This is a genomic window from Rhodopseudomonas sp. (genome assembly GCF_048594845.1).
Taxonomy (GTDB): domain Bacteria; phylum Pseudomonadota; class Alphaproteobacteria; order Rhizobiales; family Xanthobacteraceae; genus Rhodopseudomonas.
Window position 1 is genome coordinate 1 of sequence record NZ_JBMDXE010000190.1, and the last position, 17,683, is coordinate 17,683.

Genomic DNA, 17,683 nt, shown 5'->3' on the forward strand with positions numbered 1-17,683 from the left:
CTTCCGTGAGCCCCAGTACGAAGAGTTGATGGAGAACAAGCGGAAGAATTTCGAGAACTATGTTGGCGAAGCCGAGGTCGCGCGCGTCTCGGACTGGACCAAGACCAAGGAATATCAGGACAAGAACTTCGCCCGCGAAGCTCTCGTCATCAATCCGGCCAAGGCCTGCCAGCCGCTCGGCGCCGTGTTCGCCGCCGTCGGCTTCGAGAAGACGTTGCCGTTCGTGCACGGCTCGCAGGGCTGCGTCGCCTACTATCGCAGCCACTTCACCCGCCACTTCAAGGAGCCGACCTCCTGCGTGTCGTCGTCGATGACCGAAGACGCCGCGGTGTTCGGCGGCCTCAACAATATGATCGACGGCCTCGCCAACGCCTATTCGCTGTACAAGCCGAAGATGATCGCAGTCTCGACCACCTGCATGGCGGAAGTGATCGGCGACGACCTCAACGCGTTCATCAAGAACGCCAAGGAAAAGGGCTCGGTCCCGACCGATTTCGACGTCACCTACGCCCACACCCCGGCGTTCGTCGGCAGCCACATCACCGGCTACGACAACACCATGAAGGGCGTGGTCGAGCACTTCTGGGACGGCAAGTCCGGCACCGCGCCGAAGCTCGAGCGCAAGCCGAACGAGTCGATCAACTTCCTCGGCGGCTTCGACGGCTACACCGTCGGCAACCTGCGCGAGATCAAGCGCATCTTCGACACCATGGGCGTCGAATACACCGTCTTCGGTGACAACAGCGACGTCTGGGACACCCCGGCCGACGGTGAGTTCCGGATGTACGACGGCGGCACCACGCTGGAGCAGGCCGCCAACGCCGTCCACGCCAAGGCGACGATCTCGATGCAGGAATTCTGCACAGAGAAGACGCTGGCGACGATCGCCGATCACGGCCAGGAAGTGGTCGCGTTCAACCACCCGGTCGGCGTCACCGGCACCGATCGCTTCCTGCAGGCGGTGTCGCGGATCACCGGCAAGGCGATCCCGGAAGCGCTGACCAAGGAGCGTGGCCGGCTGGTCGATGCCATCGCCGACTCCGCCGCTCACATCCACGGCAAGAAGTTCGCCATCTACGGCGATCCGGATCTGTGCTACGGCCTCGCCGAATTCATTCTCGAACTCGGTGGCGAGCCGACCCACATCCTGGCGACCAACGGCAACAAGACGTGGGAAGCCAAGGTGCAGGCGTTGCTCGATAGCTCGCCGTTCGGCAAGGGCTGCAAGGTCTACGCCGGCAAGGATTTGTGGCACCTGCGCTCGCTGCTGTTCACCGAGCCGGTCGACTTCATGATCGGCAACACCTACGGCAAGTATCTCGAGCGCGACACCGGCACGCCGCTGATCCGCATCGGCTTCCCGATCTTCGATCGCCATCACCATCACCGCGCGCCGGTGTGGGGCTATCAGGGCTCGCTGAACGTGCTGGTCAAGATCCTCGACAAGATCTTCGACGAGATGGACAAGTCCACCAACGTCGCCGGCAAGACCGACGTCAGCTTCGACATCATCCGCTGATGCCGCAGCTTCGGACCACCTGATCGCAGGAGCACCCGCATGAGCCGGCTCGCAGACAAGATTCAAGACGTCTTCAACGAGCCCGGCTGTGCGGCCAATCAGGCCAAGTCCGACAAAGTCCGCAAGAAGGGCTGCAGCAAACCGCTGCAGCCGGGGGGCGCAGCCGGTGGCTGCGCGTTCGACGGCGCCAAGATCGCGCTGCAGCCGATCGTCGACGTCGCGCATCTGGTGCACGGCCCGATCGCCTGCGAAGGCTCGTCCTGGGATAACCGCGGCGTCAAGTCGTCCGGCTCGAAGCTGTATCGCACCGGCTTCACCACCGACATGAGCGAGAACGACGTCATCTTCGGCGGCGAGAAGCGGCTGTTTCGGTCTATCAAGGAAATCATCGAGAAGTACGATCCGCCCGCGGTGTTCGTGTATCAGACCTGCGTGCCGGCGATGATGGGGGACGATATCGTCGCGGTCTGCAAGGTGGCGGCCGAGAAGTTCGGCAAGCCCTGCGTGCCGATCATCTCCCCCGGCTTCGTCGGGCCGAAGAACCTCGGCAACAAGCTCGCCGGCGAGGCGATGTTGGACTACGTGATCGGCACCCAGGAGCCGGAATTCTCGACGCCTTACGACATCAACATCATCGGCGAGTACAACGTCGCCGGCGAGCTCTGGCAGGTCAAGCCGCTGCTCGACGAGCTCGGCATCCGCATCCTGTCGTGCCTGTCGGGCGATGCGCGCTATCACGAAGTCGCGCAGTCGCACCGCGCACGCGCCGCCATGATGGTATGCTCGACCGCGATGATCAACGTCGCGCGCAAGATGGAAGAGCGCTACGGCATCCCGTATTTCGAAGGCTCGTTCTACGGCATCAGCGACACCTCGGAGTCGCTTCGCCAGATCGCGCGTCTGCTGATCCAGCGCGGCGCCGACGCCGAGTTGATGGGCCGTGTCGAAGCGCTGATCGCCCGCGAGGAGGCCAAGGCATGGGCGGCCATCAAGGCTTATACGCCACGCCTCGAGGGCAAGCGCGTGCTGTTGATCACCGGCGGGGTGAAATCGTGGTCGGTGGTGGCGGCGCTGCAGGAGGCGGGGCTCACCATCGTCGGCACCAGCGTCAAGAAGTCGACCAAGGAAGACAAGGAACGGCTCAAGGAGATGAGCCCCGACGTCCACCAGATCGACGATCTGCGCCCGCGCGAAATGTACAAGATGCTGAAAGAGGCGCAGGCCGACATCATGCTGTCCGGCGGCCGCTCGCAATTCGTCGCGCTGAAGGCGCGGATGCCCTGGATGGATATCAACCAGGAGCGCAGCTGCGCTTACTGCGGCTATGTCGGCATTGTCGAGATGGTGCGGCAGATCGACAAGTCGCTGTCGAATCCGATCTGGGCTCAGGTCCGCTCCGCGCCGCCGTGGGAGGAGGTCAGCTGGGAGACCCGGGCCGACGCCGCCAATGCCGTCGACGACCGCCAGCGCGCCATTTTCGGCCCGCGCGCGCAGGTGGCGTGAGGAGGCTGCGATGGCGAAGATCACCACCTCGGCCAAGTCCTGCACCGTTAATCCGCTGCGCATGAGCCAGCCGCTCGGCGCGTCGCTGGCCTTCATGGGGCTGCGCAACTGCATGCCGCTGCTGCACGGCTCGCAGGGGTGCACCTCGTTCGGTCTGGTGTTGTTCGTCCGTCACTTTCGCGAACAGATCCCGCTGCAGACCACGGCGATGAGCGAGGTCGCCACCGTGCTCGGCGGATTCGAGAATGTCGAGCAGGCGATCGTCAACATCGTTGGCCGCACCAAGCCCGACGTCATCGGCATCTGCACTACGGGCGTCACTGAAATCAAAGGCGACGACCTCGACGGTTTCATCAAGGACGTGCGCAAGAAGCATCCGGAGTTGGCGAACGTCGCGCTGGTGCCGGTGTCGACGCCGGATTTCAAGGGCGCGTTCGAGGATGGTTTTGCCACGACGGTGACGCGGATCGTCGAGACGCTGGTCGAGGCCCCGGATCCCGGCATGGCGCGCGATGCCACCAGGCTCAACGTGCTGGCCGGCAGTCATCTGACGCCGGGCGACATCGATGAGTTGCACGACATCATCGAAGCCTTTGGCCTGATACCCACCTTCCTGCCGGACATTTCGGGTTCGCTCGACGGTCACATGCCTGAAGACTTCACCCCGACCACGCATGGCGGCGTCTCGGTTGCCGAGGTCGCCGCGATGGGCTCGGCCTCGCACACGCTGGCGCTCGGCGAGCACATGCGCGCCGCCGCGGAAGCGCTGGAAGCCAAGGCGGGTGTGCCGTTCACGCTGCTGCGCCGGTTGACTGGCTTGGCTGCCGGCGACGTGTTGATGGCGACTCTGGCGAACATCAGCGGCCGGCCGGTGCCGCAAAAGTATCGCCGGCAGCGCAGCCAGTTGGTCGATGCCATGCTGGACGGCCACTTCTATTTCGGCGGCAAGCAGGTCGCGTTAGGCGCCGAGCCGGATATGCTGCTCAACATAGCGAGTTGGCTTGCCGACATGGGCTGCACGGTTAGTGCCGCGGTGACGACGACGACTTCGCCCGTGTTGGAGCAAGTGCCGAGCGACGAGGTGCTGATCGGCGATCTCGAAGATCTCGAGCACAGCGCCGACGGTTGCGATCTGCTGCTGACGCATTCGCACGGTCGGCAGGCGGCGGAGCGGCTCGGCGTGCCGCTGTTCCGCATCGGCCTGCCGATGTTCGATCGTCTCGGCGCCGCGCATCAGGTCGTGGTCGGCTATCGCGGCACCCGCGATCTGATCTTCGCGATCGGCAATCAGTTCATCGCGACCATCAAGGAGCCAGACATCAATAGCTGGCGCGGGGCCGGCGTGATTCCGGATCGGGCCCATGCGCCGACTACGACTCATTAGGTCGGATGCGAAGGAGATCGTCGATGCACAGCAACGGAGACGCGGCATGAAGGTCGCTTTTGCCACCCAGGATCTGAAACGCGTGGATGCGCATTTCGGCTGGGCCAAGAACATCGCCATCTACGAAGTGACGGCGGAGGAATATCGCTTCGTCGAGGCGGTGCAGTTCGCCGAAGAAAAGGAAGATGGCAACGAGGACAAGCTGGCCGCCAAGATCGACGCGATCCGCGATTGCGCGATTGTGTATTGCACGGCGATCGGCGGCTCCGGTGCGGCGCGGGTGGTTGCCGCGCAAGTCCATCCGCTCAAGCTGCCGCAACCCGAACTGATCACCGACCTGATCACCAAGCTGCAGGGCGTGCTGCGCGGCGTACCGCCGCCATGGCTGCGCAAAGCGTTGCTGAAGGGCGAAGAGCGCAAACTCGATTTCGCCGACGAGGTGTGACCATGACCGATATCACCACGACTTCGGACGAAGCCGCAATCGACGCGCCGTTCGTCAAGGAACTGATCAAGCAGCTCCGCGCCCAGGACACGCACGGCGCGTGGGAGAACCGCTCCGATCTCAAGCTGCTCGACCCTTACATCATCGACAAGGCCAAGCGGCGCGAGATTCCACTGATGGGAGATCCGGACCCGGAGACGCTGTGGCGGCTGGAGCTTTTCTACAACGCGGTCGCGCTGTCGATCGAACGCGAGACCAGGATCATGGTGTCGCCGATGATGAAGATGCATCACGAAGGCTTCGGCCGCCTGATCCTCAGTGCCGGCCGGCTGATCGTGATCAACAAGCACATGCGCGACGTGCATCGGTTCGGCTTCGACAATCTCGGCAAGCTGGCCGCCGAGGGTGACAAGCTGGTCGCCGCGGGTGTCGAGATGATCCGCAAATTCCCTGACGTCGCAGCGTATTGAAGGAAGGTAATCATGTCGGACATCGAGGCGCTGAAAGCCGAGATCAAAAAACTGTCGGCGCGCGCGACGACAATGAAAATGAATCTGCACGATCTGTCCGAGGAGCTGCCGATCAATTGGCAGAACATCATGACGGTCGCGCAGCAAACCCAGGACGCTTACGCGGCCCTTGAAGCCGCGCGCAAGACGCTGAAAGAGCTGGAAGCCAAGGCCGCCTGAGGCGTCCAGACGCGACCGCTCGTATCGCGCGGCAAATACCGCGCCGCAGGAGCATGATTATGGCGATTTTTTCCACCCGCGACGGCCAGGCTTGGGAGCCGACCTACCTCACCGCGATCGACGACAAGAAGTGCATCGGCTGCGGCCGCTGTCACAAGGTGTGTTCGCGTGACGTGATGCATCTGATGGGCGTCAACGAGGATGGCGAACTGATCGCATGTTCGGGCGACGACGATGACGACGACGAGGAATTCGTCCGCAAGGTCATGGTGCTGGACGCCGCCGGGAATTGTATCGGCTGCTCGGCCTGTGTCCGGGTCTGCCCGAAGGCCTGTCAGACTCACGTCAAGGCCAGCGAACTCGGGCTGTAGGAGCGGGTCATGGGCGGCGCGGTGGAGGTTGCTCGGGATCGTTCAACGCTGACGTTGCGCGTCGCCGCCGCTGGCTTCGCCTCGTCGCCGGCAATTGTTTACCGCGCGCTCACCGGCGTCATGCCGGTGGAAGCGCGGATCGACGATGACCGGGCGTTCGATCGCCATGTGCTCGCCTCGATCCTGGCGGCCGCGATCACCGAGCCGGGGCCGATCACCGAACGTTGCGGGCTCGCAGCCGACGAGTTTACCGCGCTGATCAGTGTTTATTTCCCGCTTGTTACGGTGCTGCTGTCGGTGCTGGCGCTGGATGAGGCGGAGATCGACGACGAAGCCGCGATGCTGCGCGACCTGTTGCTGAAGCACCGCTCGACCAGTGGCGATGTCGGCCGCTGGCTGGCTGCGATGGTGGCGCGGCGGGCGATCGAGCCGGAGCATCTGTGGGAAGATCTCGGCCTGCGCAATCGCGCGGAGCTGTCGCGGCTGCTGACGCGCCACTTCGCGCCGCTGGCCGAGGGCAACACCCGCAATATGCGCTGGAAGCGCTACTTCTATCGCAAGCTCTGTGAGGATGACGGGCTGGTGATGTGCTCAACGCCGTCCTGCGCGCAGTGCAACGACTTCGCCGAATGCTTCGGTGACGAAAGCGGCGAAAGCCGCATGGCGGCGCGGCGCCGCGAGGTGGAGCTCGGGGCCGCGATCGCGTCCTGACACGGAGCGAGGCCGCCCAGACCCTCCCCTGGAGGGAAAGGGTCGCTCGCGGAGCGAGCGGGGTGGGGTGGCGAAGAGTTCATCCGCAGTGCCTGGGTCTCACCCCGCCCCGTCACGTAGTCCGCTGCGCGGCCTACGTGCCGCCCCTCCCCCTCCAGGGGAGGGTGAAGAGAGCGCCGACGCACCGTGCTCCCTGACTAATAGCTGCGAGCGATTGTCGGAAACCGTCGTCTTTCGACCATGTCGCAACTCCGACATCTGTCGGGCCTCCGATAAATACGAACAATTCCAGCGGCTTGCCGCGGCGCGTCGGGCTGGCACAGCGGTTGCAATTGCTCATGTCGGACCCAACGCAAGGAGCCGATCATGATCATTCTGACCGAACAAGCCGGGAATGCCGTCAAGGCCGCGATGTCGCGGGCGGGCAAGACCGAGGGGGGATTGCGGGTCATGGTCGAGGCGGGCGGCTGCGCCGGCTACAAGTACTTGATCGGTCTGGACCCCGCACCGCGAGATGATGATGCGGTGGTCGAAGCCGCCGGTGTCCGGGTGTTTGTCGATCCGGATTCGCAGCCGTTGCTGAACGGTATGACGATCGACTTCGTCGAGAGCCTGGAAGGCTCCGGCTTTACCTTCGACAACCCGAATGCCGAGAACAAATGCGGCTGCGGCAAGTCGTTTGGTTGAGGCAAAGCTGAGGCAAACTTCAGGCAGGAGCTGTTGGTCATGCTTAGCAATCTCGACAGGCTCGACGACCACTTCGTCCGTCCGCGCAATGCCGAAGTGCTGCTGCTGGCCAACGCGGTCGGCTCGTTCGGTACCCTGCGGTGGGGTGACGCGGTCAAGCTGATGTTGCGGATCGATCCGCGAACGGGTCGCATCGACCGCGCGACCTTCCAGGCGTTCGGCTGCAGCGCCGCGATTGCGTCGGCCTCGGCGACGACGGAACTGCTGAGCGGCAAGTCGCTCGACGAGGCGGCGGCGATCAGCGCAGCCGACATCGCGGACGCTGTCGGCGGGCTGCCGGCGGAGCGGATGTACTGCGCGGTGATGGCTTACGAAGCGTTGCAGCGCGCGATCGCGTCGTATCGCGGCGGGCCGGTGCTACGCGAGGGTGAGACGACGCCGTCATGCAAATGCCTCGGCGTCAGCCAGATGATGATCGAGCGCACCATTCGCTTCAATCGGCTCACCAGCATGGAGCAGGTGACGCAATACACCAAGGCGGCGGGAACCTGCAGCTCGTGCTTCAAGCAGGTCGAAGGCCTGCTGGCGCGCGTCAATGCCGAGATGGTCGAGGACGGACTGATCGCCACGCACGACGCGTATCAGCTCGGCTCGACGCCGCAGCGCGCGGTCGATCTCAAGCCGCGCGGCGAGCCGCAGCCCGGCACCAACATCTTCTCCGCCAAAACCGCGCCGGCGCATCTGCGGCCGACGCCGCGGCCCGAGCCCGCGCGCGCGGTGCCGGCTACGACGACCACGCTCGAACTCGACGCGCCGACGCAGGCGACGCTGATCGCCGAGGCGCTCGATGAGCTGCGTCCACATCTGAAGCGCGACGGCGGCGATTGCGAACTTGCCGGCATCGAGGGCAACACGGTCTATGTCCGGCTGTCGGGCAATTGCGTCGGCTGTCAGTTATCGTCCGTGACGCTGTCGGGCGTACAGGCCAAGCTCGCCGAGAAAATCGGTCGGCCGCTGCGTGTGGTGCCGGTGTCATGAGTGCAACCGCCGGACAGCCCGCCGACATCGTCTATCTCGACGCCAATGCGACGACGCGCACCGATCCGCGCGTGGTCGATGCGATGCTGCCGTTCTTCTCCGGTTACTTCGGCAATCCGTCGTCGAAGCACGCGCTCGGCGGCCATGCGGCGCGGGCGGTGAAGCGCGGCCGCGAGCAGCTGCAGGCGCTGCTCGGCGCCGCGTCGCCGCAGGAACTGATCTTCACCTCGGGCGGTACCGAGAGCATCAACACCGCGATCCTGTCCGCGCTGGAAGCGATGCCGCGGCGGCGCGAGATCATCACCACAGCGGTGGAGCATCCGGCCGTGATGGCGCTGTGCGCCTTCTTGGAGAAGACCAAGGGGATCCGCGTTCACGTCATCCCGGTCGATCGTCAGGGCCGGCTCGATATCGCCGCCTATCGCGCCGCGCTGTCGGACCGCGTCGCGCTGGTGTCGATGATGTGGGCCAGCAACGAGACCGGCGTGCTCAACCCGGTCGCGGATCTGGCCGAACTCGCCAAGGAAGTCGGCGCGCTGTTTCACACCGACGCGGTGCAGGCCGTCGGCAAGTGTCCGATCGATCTGCAATCCACCGCGATCGACATGCTGTCGCTGTCCGCTCATAAGCTGCACGGACCGAAGGGCATTGGCGCGCTGTATGTGCGCAGCGGCGTCGCCTTCAAGCCGCAGATCAAGGGCGGTCAGCACGAGCGCGGCCGCCGCGCCGGCACCGAGAACGTCCCCGGTATCGTCGGCCTCGGCATCGCGGCCGAACTCGCCGGCGCCGCGATGGCCGACGAAGACATTCGCGTGCGCGAACTGCGGGATCGGCTCGAGCGCGAGATCCTGGCGCAGGTCGATCACTGCGTCGCGGTCGGCGCCCGCGCCGAGCGGCTGCCGAACACGTCGAGCATCGCGTTCTCCTTCATCGATAGCGAGGCGATCGTCACGCTGCTCGATCGCGCCGGCATCGCGGCGTCGATGGGCTCGGCCTGTTCGACCGGTTCGTTCGAGCCCTCGCATGTGCTGCTGGCGATGAACGTCGCCGAGGAGGCGGTGCGCGGCGGCGTGCGTTTCTCGCTGTCGCGCGACAACACCAACGCCGACATCGACCGCGCGCTCGAAGTTATTCCCGGCGTGATCGCCAAGCTGCGGGCGATCTCGCCGTTCTGTGCCAATCAGGGCGCGTCGCAGATGCTGGGGCGTGCTCATGTCTGATCTGACCGCTGCTGCTTCGCTTCCGGTCGTGCTCAACGACACCACGCTGCGCGACGGCGAGCAGGCGCCGGGCGTTGCGTTCTCGGCCGCCGAGAAGCTCGCCATTGCCCGAGTCCTCGCTGCGGCCGGCGTGCCGGAGATCGAGGCGGGGACGCCGGCGATGGGGCCGGACGAGATCGCGGCGATCCGCGGCATCGTCGAAGCCGGTCTGCCGCTGACCACGATCGCGTGGTGCCGGATGCGGATCGAGGATGTCGACGCCGCGCTCGCGGCCGGCGTGTCGATGGTCAATGTCTCGGTGCCGGTGTCGGACGTGCAGATCGCCGCCAAGCTCGGCGGCCAGCGCAGCAACGCGATCGAGACGGTGAAGCGCGTCGTCGGCTACGCGCGCGACAAGGGGCTCGACGTCGCGGTCGGCGGCGAGGACTCTTCGCGCGCCGATCCGGCGTTTCTGGCTGAAGTGATCGCCACGGCCAAGGCGGCCGGGGCGCGGCGCTTCCGCATCGCCGATACGCTCAGCGTGCTCGATCCGTTCAGCAGTTCCAAGCTGCTAGCCGCGCTGCGCGCCGACACCGATCTTGAGCTGGAATTCCACGGCCATGATGACCTCGGGCTCGCCACTGCCAACACGCTGGCGGCGGTGCAGGCCGGTGCGACCCATGCGTCGGTCACGGTGATCGGGCTCGGCGAGCGTGCCGGCAACGCGCCGCTGGAAGAGATCGCGGTGGCGCTGAAGCAGCTGTATGGCCGCGACACCGGCGTGGTGCTGTCGGAACTGCGCCACGTCGCCGACGTCGTGGCCGAAGCCGCGGCGCGAACCATCCCGCTCAACAAGGCGATTGTCGGCGAGCACGTCTTCACCCACGAGTCCGGCATCCATGTCGACGGCCTGCTCAAGGATCAGCGCACCTATCAGTCGCTCGACCCGCTGCTGCTCGGCCGCGCCAACCATATCGTCATCGGCAAGCACTCGGGTCTGTCGGCGATCACCTCGTCGCTCGCGCGGCTCAACCTGCCGGCGACCGCCGACGAGGCGCAGGGGATTTTGGCGCAAGTGCGCCGCTACGCCGTCGCCCACAAGGGTCCGGTCGGCAACGAAACCTTGACGGCGATCTGGCGCGAAGTGCGCGATCGGCCGCTGCCGAGCTGTGCGTGAGGGGGCGGGGCTTTGGACCATAAGGCGCGTTCTCTCCCCGCGTCATTGCGAGGAGCACACGGATCGGCGCTTCGCGCCGTCCGAGCACAGGCTCCGCGACGAAGCAATCCAGAAGCTCCGTGCACGACGCTGGATTGCTTCGCTTCGCTCGCAATGACGGCAGGACAAGGCTGGCAGCAAAACAATGGCGAAGGAGAATGACATGAGCGCGTCCCTGGCGACCACGACCACCGCGTCGACCGATATCATCGGCCAGCTGCAGCGCGCCGGTTCCGCGGAGGAATTTTTCCAACTGCTCGGCGTCGCCTACGATCCCAAGCTGCTCAATGTCGCGCGTCTGCACATTCTGCGGCGGATGGGTCAGTATCTCGCAGGTGAAGATCTCGCCGGCCTGCCGGGCGATGAAGCGGCCGCGCGCTGCAAGGCGGTGCTGGAGCGCGCCTATGCGGATTTCGTCGCGTCGTCGCCGCTCGATCAGCGAGTCTTCAAGGTCCTTAAGGACGCAGTGGCGCCGAAGGCCCCGCGCAAGGCGGCGTTCGTTTCGCTGGACGCGCTGAAGTAACCGGGGCGTACACCTCACCGAGAATAAGTACCTCTCCGTCATGGCCGGCCTTGTGCCGGCCATCCACGTTTCTTGCTGAGGTTGCCGCCTTTCGTGGATGGCCGGGACAAGCCCGGCCATGACGGGCTCTGGGGTGTTGGGTTCGATGCGTTTGGCATCACGCATGCTCTTCAACCCGCTGTCGCCTTCCTGACAAGTGTCACACTTGTCGGATCGCCGTCATGGCGAAATCGCCCGGCGAGGCGGCGCGGATCGTCCAACGCCTTGCTTTTCCGCATGAATCTCGCTGCGCGCAAAGTTGGTACGGCCCTTGCTGATAGCTTGGTGTCAGCTTAGCGCGGAGCACATCATGCATATCGTCGTTTGTATCAAGCAGGTCCCGGACTCGGCGCAGATCCGCGTGCATCCGGTCACCAACACGATCATGCGCCAGGGCGTCCCGACGATCATCAATCCCTATGATCTGTTCGCGCTCGAAGAGGCGCTGCGGCTGCGCGATCAGCTCGGCGGCGAGGTCACGGTGCTGACCATGGGGCCGCCCTCGGCCGAGGATTCGCTGCGGAAGGCGCTGACCTTCGGCGCCAATCGCGCGGTGCTGCTCACCGACCGCTTCTTCGCCGGCGCCGATACGCTCGCCACCAGCTACGCGCTCGCCGCCGCGATCCGAAAGATCGGCGCGACCTTCGGTGCGCCCGATATCGTGTTCACCGGCAAGCAGACCATCGACGGCGATACCGCGCAGGTCGGCCCGGGCATCTGCAAGCGGCTCGACTTCCTGCAGCTTACTTACGTCTCGAAGGTCTCGTCGGTCGATCTCGCCGGCCGCACCATCGAGGTCGAGCGCCGCTCCGAGGGCGGCGTGCAGGTGCTGCGCAGCACGCTGCCCTGCCTGATCACCATGCTCGAAGGCACCAATCAGGTGCGCCGCGGCTCGATGCAGAACGCGCTGAATGCCGCCCGCGCCGAAGTGGTGAAGTGGAGCGCTCAGGATGCCGGCGTCGAGGACATCTCCAAATGCGGCCTGCGCGGCTCGCCGACCGTGGTGAAGCGCGTGTTCGCGCCGACGCCGCGCGCCGAGAAGGCGAAGGTCGTCGAGGCTACCGGCCAGCCGCCGGCCGAGGCGCTGATCGACGAAATTTTCAAGCTCCGCCCCAAGCTCGAAGCCGAGATGTTCGAGCTGGCCCGCGGGTTCTGACACCTCTCAACAGAAAGCCGTTCCGATGAGTCAGCCAGCCAAGCCTGCACCGCAGCCCGCCGGACGCGCCTCCGCCAAGAAGGAGCTGCCCGAGCACTTCAAGGCCTACAAGCACGTCTGGGTCTTCATCGAACAGGAGCGCGGCCACGTGCATCCGGTGTCGTGGGAGCTGATGGGCTCCGGCCGCCGGCTCGCCGACAAGCTCGGCGTCCAGCTCGCCGCCGTGGTGATCGGCCCGAAGGGCGAGGCGACGCAGGCCGCGGTGGCGGAATCATTCTGCTACGGCGCTGATCTCGCTTACGTCTGTGCCGACGACGTGCTCACGGACTATCGCAACGAGTCCTACACCAAGGCGCTGACCGATCTGGTCAACACCTACAAGCCTGAAATACTGCTGCTCGGCGCCACCACGCTCGGCCGCGATCTCGCCGGCGCGGTGGCGACGACGCTGCTCACCGGCCTGACCGCCGATTGCACCGAGCTTGAGGTCGACAGCGACAACTCGCTCGCCGCGACGCGTCCGACCTTCGGCGGCTCGCTGCTGTGCACGATCTACACGCTGAACTTCCGGCCGCAGATGGCCACCGTGCGGCCGCGCGTGATGTCGATGCCCGACCGGGTCGAGAAGCCGATCGGCCGCGTTATCGAATTCCCGCTCGGGCTCGTCGAGGCCGACATCGTCACTAAGATCCTCGCCTTCGTGCCGGATCGCGACAAGGCGACCTCGAACCTCGCTTATGCCGACATCGTCGTCGCCGGCGGTCTCGGTCTCAACTCGCCGGAGAACTTCCAGCTGGTGCGCCAGCTCGCCGGCGTGCTCGGCGCCGAATATGGCTGCTCGCGGCCGCTGGTGCAGAAGGGCTGGGTCTCGGCCGACCGCCAGATCGGCCAGACCGGCAAGACCATCCGGCCGAAGCTGTACATCGCGGCCGGCATCTCCGGCGCGATCCAGCACCGCGTCGGCGTCGACGGCTCGGACCTGATCGTCGCGATCAACACCGACAAGAACGCGCCGATCTTCGACTTCGCCCATCTCGCTCTCGTCACCGATGCGATCCGGCTGCTGCCGGCGCTGACCGAAGCGTTCCGCAAGCGGCTGTCGCCGCACACCCGCGACCGGATCGCGAGCTAACAGGAGGCTGCCATGATCGAGGAACGTTTCGACGCCATCGTGGTCGGCGCCGGCATGGCCGGCAATGCCGCGGCGCTCACCATGGCCAAGCGAGGCCTGAAGGTGCTGCAGATCGAGCGCGGTGAGTATCCCGGCTCGAAGAACGTGCAGGGCGCGATTCTCTACGCCGACATGCTGGAGAAGCTGGTGCCCGACTTCCGCGAGGACGCGCCGCTGGAGCGGCACCTCGTCGAGCAGCGGTTCTGGATGATGGACGGCAAGTCGCACACCGGCCTGCATCACCGCTCCGACGACTTCAACGAAGAGAAGCCGAACCGCTACACCATCATCCGCGCGCAGTTCGACAAATGGCTGTCGAGCCGGGCGCAGGAAGCCGGCGCCGTGGTGCTGTGCGAAACCACGGTGAAGGAACTGGTCAAGGACGCTTACGGCAAGGTGATCGGCGTGATCACCGATCGTGACGGCGGCCAGGTCCATGCCGACGTCGTGGTGCTGGCCGAGGGCGTCAACGGCCTGCTTGGCACCAAGGCCGAGCTGCGCGAACGTCCGACGCCCGACAACGTCGCGCTCGCGGTGAAGGAGATGCACTTCCTGCCGCGCGAGACCATCGAGGCGCGCTTCAACCTCAAGGGCGACGAGGGCGTGGTGATCGAGGCCGCCGGCACGATCTCGGCCGGCATGACCGGCATGGGTTTCCTCTACACCAACAAGGAGTCGATCTCGATCGGCATCGGCTGTCTGGTCGCCGACTTCCAGAAGAGCGGCGAGACGCCCTATGACCTGCTCGACCGCTTCAAGAAGCACCCGTCGATCGCGCCGCTGATCGAGGGCTCAGAAGTCAAGGAATATGCCGGGCATCTGATTCCGGAAGGCGGCTTCAACGCCATTCCGCAGCTCTACGGCGACGGCTGGGTGGTGGTCGGCGATGCCGCGCAGCTCAACAACGCGCTGCACCGCGAGGGCTCCAACCGGGCGATGACCTCGGGCCGGATCGCCGGCGAGGCGATCTTCCAGGTCAAGTCGCGCAAGGATCCGATGACCAAGCAGAACCTGGCGCTCTACAAGACCATGCTGGACGACAGCTTCGTCATCAAGGATCTGAAGAAGTACAAGGATATGCCGGGTCTGCTGCACATCCAGTCGCAGAACTTCTTCCTGACCTACCCGCAGCTCATCAACAAGGCGCTGCAGAACTTCGTGCGGGTCGATGGCACGCCGAAGCTGGAGAAGGAGAACACCACTATCAAGTCGTTCGTGTCGGCGCGGTCGTGGGGCGGGCTATTCGGCGACGCCTTCCGCTTCGCGCGGGCGTGGCGCTGAGCGCGGATCAGTTCATCCAAATCGGAGAGGCCATCATGACCACGGAAGCCCCCATTCGGGTCGAAGACAAGCTGTTCCAGAACCGCTATCTGGTCGACGTCGGCAACGCCCACATCAAGGTGAAGCCGCACACCAAGCCGTCGCCGCAACTGCTGGCGCTGCTGAAGGTCTGCCCGGCGCATTGCTACGAACTCAACAGCAACGGCCAGGTCGAAGTGACGCCCGACGGTTGCGTCGAATGCGGCACCTGCCGGGTGATCGCCGAAGGCGGCGGCGACATCGAATGGAGCTACCCGCGCGGCGGCTACGGCGTGCTGTTCAAGTTCGGGTAGTTCTTCGCTACATTCAAAGCCTGCGTTATGCCCGGCCCTGTGCCGGGCATCGACGTCTGGCTGGTACTATGAGGCGAGACGTCGATGGCAGGGCTTCGCCGCGCCGAAAGGACTTCGGCCCCGCAGGCGGGACGAGCCCGACCATAACGGGGAGGGTGCACACCCTCAGGCGGAAGGGCGCCGGCGCTCGCGTCGGCCTGGCGCGCGGCCGCTTACGCTGCCGAATTGAGCACTGTCTGAGCGCCGGCGCGCACGCGTTGCGGGACGAGGCCGCGGCGGGCGAGCCATTGCTGGACGCGCGGCGAGTCGATCATCGCCTCTTCGGCGAGGCCGCCAGTGAATTCGCGCCAGCGTGCGACGTGGCGCTCGGGGACGCCGACGATCACCGGAATGCCGAGGTCGATCGCCTCGTTGATCACGTCGGCGAGCCCGCCGCCGTCGGCTTCGAGCTGACCGAATTTGTTGACGATCAGCAGCTCCGGGCATTTCTGGAACGCTGCGCTGATCAGCGCGGCGGCGTCCTGCATGGCGGCCGGATCGACCCGGCAGCCGGCGGGCTGCGGCGTCTGATCGTCGGCGAGCTGGAGGATGATCCGCGAGCTCAGTTCCTCGATCTCCATGTCGCAGCGCGGGGTGCCTTCACGCGTCGCGTGATACGCTACGATGCCTGCAACCACCGCGCCGGTGTCGCGGAGCCGGTAGCCGAGTTCGGAAATCGTCCGGCACGCAGCCGCGCCATCCGCATAGACCAAAGCGAGAATCGAAGGTCTGCCGGTCCGGCCGAGATTGTACCCCATCGCTATCCCGCAAGCTCCAATAAGACTTTCGCATGATGAAATGCCAGAATCAGCAGGGGCCGGCTTTGCGACAAATCAATATCGATAGCGGGAACGAAACGATCGAAAATGTCTCCGGCCCCCCGACCGGATAGCATCCCGTGTCCCGGACAAGGCGGAGCGCGAAGCGCTGCGCCGCTGATCCGAGCCCCGGTTAGTTGCTGCACTCGCAGTCGGCCACGAACCGGGACCCCGGATTCTGCAGCGCACCACGCCGCAAGTGCGGCGTGGTGCGCAGCGTCCGGTGAACGGGGGCTGTGGCGCAGCGTCCGGGGAATTGGGGGGATGCTTAGTTGGCGCCGAGCAACGAGGTGACTTGGCGCTGGTTCGAGGGCATCAGCATCGACCGCAGCTTGGCGTAGACGCGGACAGCGAGGCCGAACAGCTTCGGCTGCGTCCGGCGGCAGAACGCGATCTTGCGGATGTGGCCTTCGACATGCCAGCGCGCGCTGGCGCCGTCCTTGAAGAAGATCACGTCGCCCGGCCCGTAGCGCTTCGCCGGCATGCCTTCGCTCTCGATCACCACCGAGCCTTCGAGAATGCAGATCGTCTCGTCGATGTCGTAGTGCCACTCGAACTTGCCCTCGGTGCACTGCCAGATGATCGTCGAGGCCATGCCGTCGGCGCTGCGCGACAGCGTGCAGTTGGTCGCCACCGGGTTGCCTTCAAGGATCCACGACGGCTCGATCGGCGCCGGCTTCAGTTCGACGTCGGTCTTCGCGGTGAGAATCAGGTTGGCGGTCATCGGTCGACTCCTGGATGTGCTGCGGAAACTGATGAGGACGATGCGTCGTTGCTGCGCTCAGGCCGCCTGCATCTGCAGGCGGCGCAGGACCATGCTCTCGATGGTTTCGACCGAGGTGAAGTTCTCGGGCGTGATTTCCGATTGCGGCAGTGTGAGATCGAAGGCCGCCTCGACGCCGAGCATCAGGTTGACCATCTCCATCGAGGTCAAGCCGGCGTCGGCAAGTCGTGTATCAGGACGCAGCGCGTTCGGCGTCGCGCTTTCCTTCAGCATCGATCCGACCAGTTCGAGCAGTTTGTTCCGGACCGCGGTGTCCGTGCTCGCCTGCATGGCATCCTCCGTATTGTTGCATGCGCGCCGCCGGAACCCACTCCATCCGGGCGCGCCTTGTTGCGGTGATGTAATCGCAGAAACTTTTCGAAAACAATTGTGCAGTTTGTCTGCGGCGGGCGTTTCGATCTTAACGCTAACGGGATGCCCCGGACTTTCACTCATCGCCACAAGCGGCGATTAACCGTCGCTTTCGAATTCAAATTGATTCACTTTGAATCATCTCGACGCATCGTCGCCGCGCTCCTAGCGTCCGGTCGCAGTCGCTGGCGGCATTCCGCGCCGGCACGCGTAGCACCGAATGATCAGGATGTGCACGCCGTCTCAAGGGAGACTCGACGCCATGGCGATGATGACTGACAGTACGGCCCGCGACCTCATATCCTCGACTGTTCCGTTCCGGCACGCGACTGTCCCATTGTCGCAACGCGTGGCACAGGTGGCGGCAATTGCGGCCGCCGAGGCCGACAGCGTCGATCGGGAGTCGCGGTTTCCGCGCGCGGCGATC

General features: G+C 65.1%; 20 protein-coding genes. 17 read left to right on the plus strand and 3 right to left on the minus strand.

What is annotated here, in order from left to right; genetic code table 11:
• The 17 genes from nifK to ACOJTD_RS12200 form a co-directional block, all read left to right on the plus strand.
• Window positions 1-1,519 (plus strand): nitrogenase molybdenum-iron protein subunit beta (gene nifK, locus ACOJTD_RS12120; RefSeq protein WP_420133163.1); only part of this gene is annotated, 1,519 nt, incomplete at its 5' end.
• A 39-nt stretch (window positions 1,520-1,558) separates the two neighbouring features.
• Window positions 1,559-3,022, plus strand: coding sequence for a nitrogenase iron-molybdenum cofactor biosynthesis protein NifE (gene nifE / locus ACOJTD_RS12125; RefSeq protein WP_420133164.1), 1,464 nt, complete (start codon window positions 1,559-1,561; stop codon window positions 3,020-3,022).
• A 10-nt stretch (window positions 3,023-3,032) separates the two neighbouring features.
• Window positions 3,033-4,406, plus strand: coding sequence for a nitrogenase iron-molybdenum cofactor biosynthesis protein NifN (gene nifN / locus ACOJTD_RS12130; RefSeq protein WP_420133165.1), 1,374 nt, complete (start codon window positions 3,033-3,035; stop codon window positions 4,404-4,406).
• A 46-nt stretch (window positions 4,407-4,452) separates the two neighbouring features.
• Window positions 4,453-4,851, plus strand: coding sequence for a nitrogen fixation protein NifX (nifX, locus tag ACOJTD_RS12135; protein ID WP_420133166.1), 399 nt, complete (start codon window positions 4,453-4,455; stop codon window positions 4,849-4,851).
• A gap of 2 nt (window positions 4,852-4,853) precedes the next feature.
• Complete coding sequence (locus ACOJTD_RS12140; protein ID WP_420133167.1) at window positions 4,854-5,321, plus strand: NifX-associated nitrogen fixation protein; 468 nt, start codon at window positions 4,854-4,856, stop codon at window positions 5,319-5,321.
• 12 nt (window positions 5,322-5,333) lie between these two features.
• On the plus strand, window positions 5,334-5,540 hold the full coding sequence (locus ACOJTD_RS12145; RefSeq protein ID WP_054161681.1) for a CCE_0567 family metalloprotein: 207 nt from the start codon (window positions 5,334-5,336) through the stop codon (window positions 5,538-5,540).
• Between the two features lie 59 nt (window positions 5,541-5,599).
• Window positions 5,600-5,911 (plus strand): ferredoxin III, nif-specific, encoded by a 312-nt coding sequence (fdxB, locus tag ACOJTD_RS12150; protein WP_054161699.1) that lies wholly within the window; start codon window positions 5,600-5,602, stop codon window positions 5,909-5,911.
• A 9-nt stretch (window positions 5,912-5,920) separates the two neighbouring features.
• The gene (locus tag ACOJTD_RS12155) at window positions 5,921-6,622 is read left to right on the plus strand and encodes a nitrogen fixation protein NifQ (RefSeq protein ID WP_420133168.1); all 702 of its coding nucleotides are present in this window, start codon (window positions 5,921-5,923) and stop codon (window positions 6,620-6,622) included.
• 366 nt (window positions 6,623-6,988) lie between these two features.
• Window positions 6,989-7,309 (plus strand): HesB/IscA family protein, encoded by a 321-nt coding sequence (locus ACOJTD_RS12160; RefSeq protein WP_420133169.1) that lies wholly within the window; start codon window positions 6,989-6,991, stop codon window positions 7,307-7,309.
• Window positions 7,310-7,348: 39 nt separating this feature from the next.
• Window positions 7,349-8,347, plus strand: a complete 999-nt coding sequence (nifU, locus tag ACOJTD_RS12165) for a Fe-S cluster assembly protein NifU (protein WP_420133170.1) — start codon at window positions 7,349-7,351, stop codon at window positions 8,345-8,347.
• Entirely contained in the window at window positions 8,344-9,567 is a 1,224-nt protein-coding gene (nifS, locus tag ACOJTD_RS12170; RefSeq protein WP_420133171.1) for a cysteine desulfurase NifS, read from the plus strand. Before nifU ends, nifS begins: the two co-directional genes overlap by 4 nt.
• Window positions 9,560-10,723: a homocitrate synthase gene (gene nifV / locus ACOJTD_RS12175; RefSeq protein WP_420133172.1), complete on the plus strand. Its 1,164-nt coding sequence runs from the start codon at window positions 9,560-9,562 to the stop codon at window positions 10,721-10,723. Before nifS ends, nifV begins: the two co-directional genes overlap by 8 nt.
• A gap of 202 nt (window positions 10,724-10,925) precedes the next feature.
• Window positions 10,926-11,285: a nitrogenase stabilizing/protective protein NifW gene (gene nifW / locus ACOJTD_RS12180; RefSeq protein ID WP_420133173.1), complete on the plus strand. Its 360-nt coding sequence runs from the start codon at window positions 10,926-10,928 to the stop codon at window positions 11,283-11,285.
• A 349-nt stretch (window positions 11,286-11,634) separates the two neighbouring features.
• Complete coding sequence (locus ACOJTD_RS12185) at window positions 11,635-12,480, plus strand: electron transfer flavoprotein subunit beta/FixA family protein (protein ID WP_420133174.1); 846 nt, start codon at window positions 11,635-11,637, stop codon at window positions 12,478-12,480.
• Window positions 12,481-12,505: 25 nt separating this feature from the next.
• Window positions 12,506-13,612 carry an electron transfer flavoprotein subunit alpha/FixB family protein gene (locus ACOJTD_RS12190; protein WP_420133175.1) on the plus strand — a complete coding sequence of 369 codons (1,107 nt, stop codon included), beginning with the start codon at window positions 12,506-12,508 and terminating at the stop codon, window positions 13,610-13,612.
• A gap of 12 nt (window positions 13,613-13,624) precedes the next feature.
• On the plus strand, window positions 13,625-14,932 hold the full coding sequence (locus tag ACOJTD_RS12195; protein ID WP_420133176.1) for an FAD-dependent oxidoreductase: 1,308 nt from the start codon (window positions 13,625-13,627) through the stop codon (window positions 14,930-14,932).
• 35 nt (window positions 14,933-14,967) lie between these two features.
• Window positions 14,968-15,264 (plus strand): ferredoxin family protein, encoded by a 297-nt coding sequence (locus tag ACOJTD_RS12200; RefSeq protein WP_254984714.1) that lies wholly within the window; start codon window positions 14,968-14,970, stop codon window positions 15,262-15,264.
• Between the two features lie 212 nt (window positions 15,265-15,476).
• On the opposite strand, the gene ACOJTD_RS12205 is transcribed toward ACOJTD_RS12200, so the two are convergent.
• The 3 genes from ACOJTD_RS12205 to ACOJTD_RS12215 form a co-directional block, all read right to left on the minus strand.
• The gene (locus ACOJTD_RS12205) at window positions 15,477-16,061 is read right to left on the minus strand and encodes a DUF2478 domain-containing protein (protein ID WP_420133177.1); all 585 of its coding nucleotides are present in this window, start codon (window positions 16,059-16,061) and stop codon (window positions 15,477-15,479) included.
• Between the two features lie 328 nt (window positions 16,062-16,389).
• Complete coding sequence (locus ACOJTD_RS12210; RefSeq protein ID WP_420133178.1) at window positions 16,390-16,845, minus strand: cupin domain-containing protein; 456 nt, start codon at window positions 16,843-16,845, stop codon at window positions 16,390-16,392.
• Between the two features lie 57 nt (window positions 16,846-16,902).
• The gene (locus tag ACOJTD_RS12215) at window positions 16,903-17,175 is read right to left on the minus strand and encodes a phosphopantetheine-binding protein (protein ID WP_420133179.1); all 273 of its coding nucleotides are present in this window, start codon (window positions 17,173-17,175) and stop codon (window positions 16,903-16,905) included.
• Window positions 17,176-17,683: the final 508 nt, after the last annotated feature.

Coding starts and splice junctions, on each gene's coding strand:
- ACOJTD_RS12210 (WP_420133178.1), bottom strand. CDS start 16,845: ATGACCGCCAACCTGATTCTCACCGCGAAGACCGACGTCGAACTGAAG.
- ACOJTD_RS12215 (WP_420133179.1), bottom strand. CDS start 17,175: ATGCAGGCGAGCACGGACACCGCGGTCCGGAACAAACTGCTCGAACTG.
- ACOJTD_RS12160 (WP_420133169.1), top strand. CDS start 6,989: ATGATCATTCTGACCGAACAAGCCGGGAATGCCGTCAAGGCCGCGATG.
- nifU (WP_420133170.1), top strand. CDS start 7,349: ATGCTTAGCAATCTCGACAGGCTCGACGACCACTTCGTCCGTCCGCGC.
- ACOJTD_RS12190 (WP_420133175.1), top strand. CDS start 12,506: ATGAGTCAGCCAGCCAAGCCTGCACCGCAGCCCGCCGGACGCGCCTCC.
- nifV (WP_420133172.1), top strand. CDS start 9,560: ATGTCTGATCTGACCGCTGCTGCTTCGCTTCCGGTCGTGCTCAACGAC.
- ACOJTD_RS12185 (WP_420133174.1), top strand. CDS start 11,635: ATGCATATCGTCGTTTGTATCAAGCAGGTCCCGGACTCGGCGCAGATC.
- nifS (WP_420133171.1), top strand. CDS start 8,344: ATGAGTGCAACCGCCGGACAGCCCGCCGACATCGTCTATCTCGACGCC.
- ACOJTD_RS12205 (WP_420133177.1), bottom strand. CDS start 16,061: ATGGGGTACAATCTCGGCCGGACCGGCAGACCTTCGATTCTCGCTTTG.
- nifX (WP_420133166.1), top strand. CDS start 4,453: ATGAAGGTCGCTTTTGCCACCCAGGATCTGAAACGCGTGGATGCGCAT.
- ACOJTD_RS12200 (WP_254984714.1), top strand. CDS start 14,968: ATGACCACGGAAGCCCCCATTCGGGTCGAAGACAAGCTGTTCCAGAAC.
- nifN (WP_420133165.1), top strand. CDS start 3,033: ATGGCGAAGATCACCACCTCGGCCAAGTCCTGCACCGTTAATCCGCTG.
- nifW (WP_420133173.1), top strand. CDS start 10,926: ATGAGCGCGTCCCTGGCGACCACGACCACCGCGTCGACCGATATCATC.
- ACOJTD_RS12155 (WP_420133168.1), top strand. CDS start 5,921: ATGGGCGGCGCGGTGGAGGTTGCTCGGGATCGTTCAACGCTGACGTTG.
- nifE (WP_420133164.1), top strand. CDS start 1,559: ATGAGCCGGCTCGCAGACAAGATTCAAGACGTCTTCAACGAGCCCGGC.
- fdxB (WP_054161699.1), top strand. CDS start 5,600: ATGGCGATTTTTTCCACCCGCGACGGCCAGGCTTGGGAGCCGACCTAC.
- ACOJTD_RS12145 (WP_054161681.1), top strand. CDS start 5,334: ATGTCGGACATCGAGGCGCTGAAAGCCGAGATCAAAAAACTGTCGGCG.
- ACOJTD_RS12140 (WP_420133167.1), top strand. CDS start 4,854: ATGACCGATATCACCACGACTTCGGACGAAGCCGCAATCGACGCGCCG.
- ACOJTD_RS12195 (WP_420133176.1), top strand. CDS start 13,625: ATGATCGAGGAACGTTTCGACGCCATCGTGGTCGGCGCCGGCATGGCC.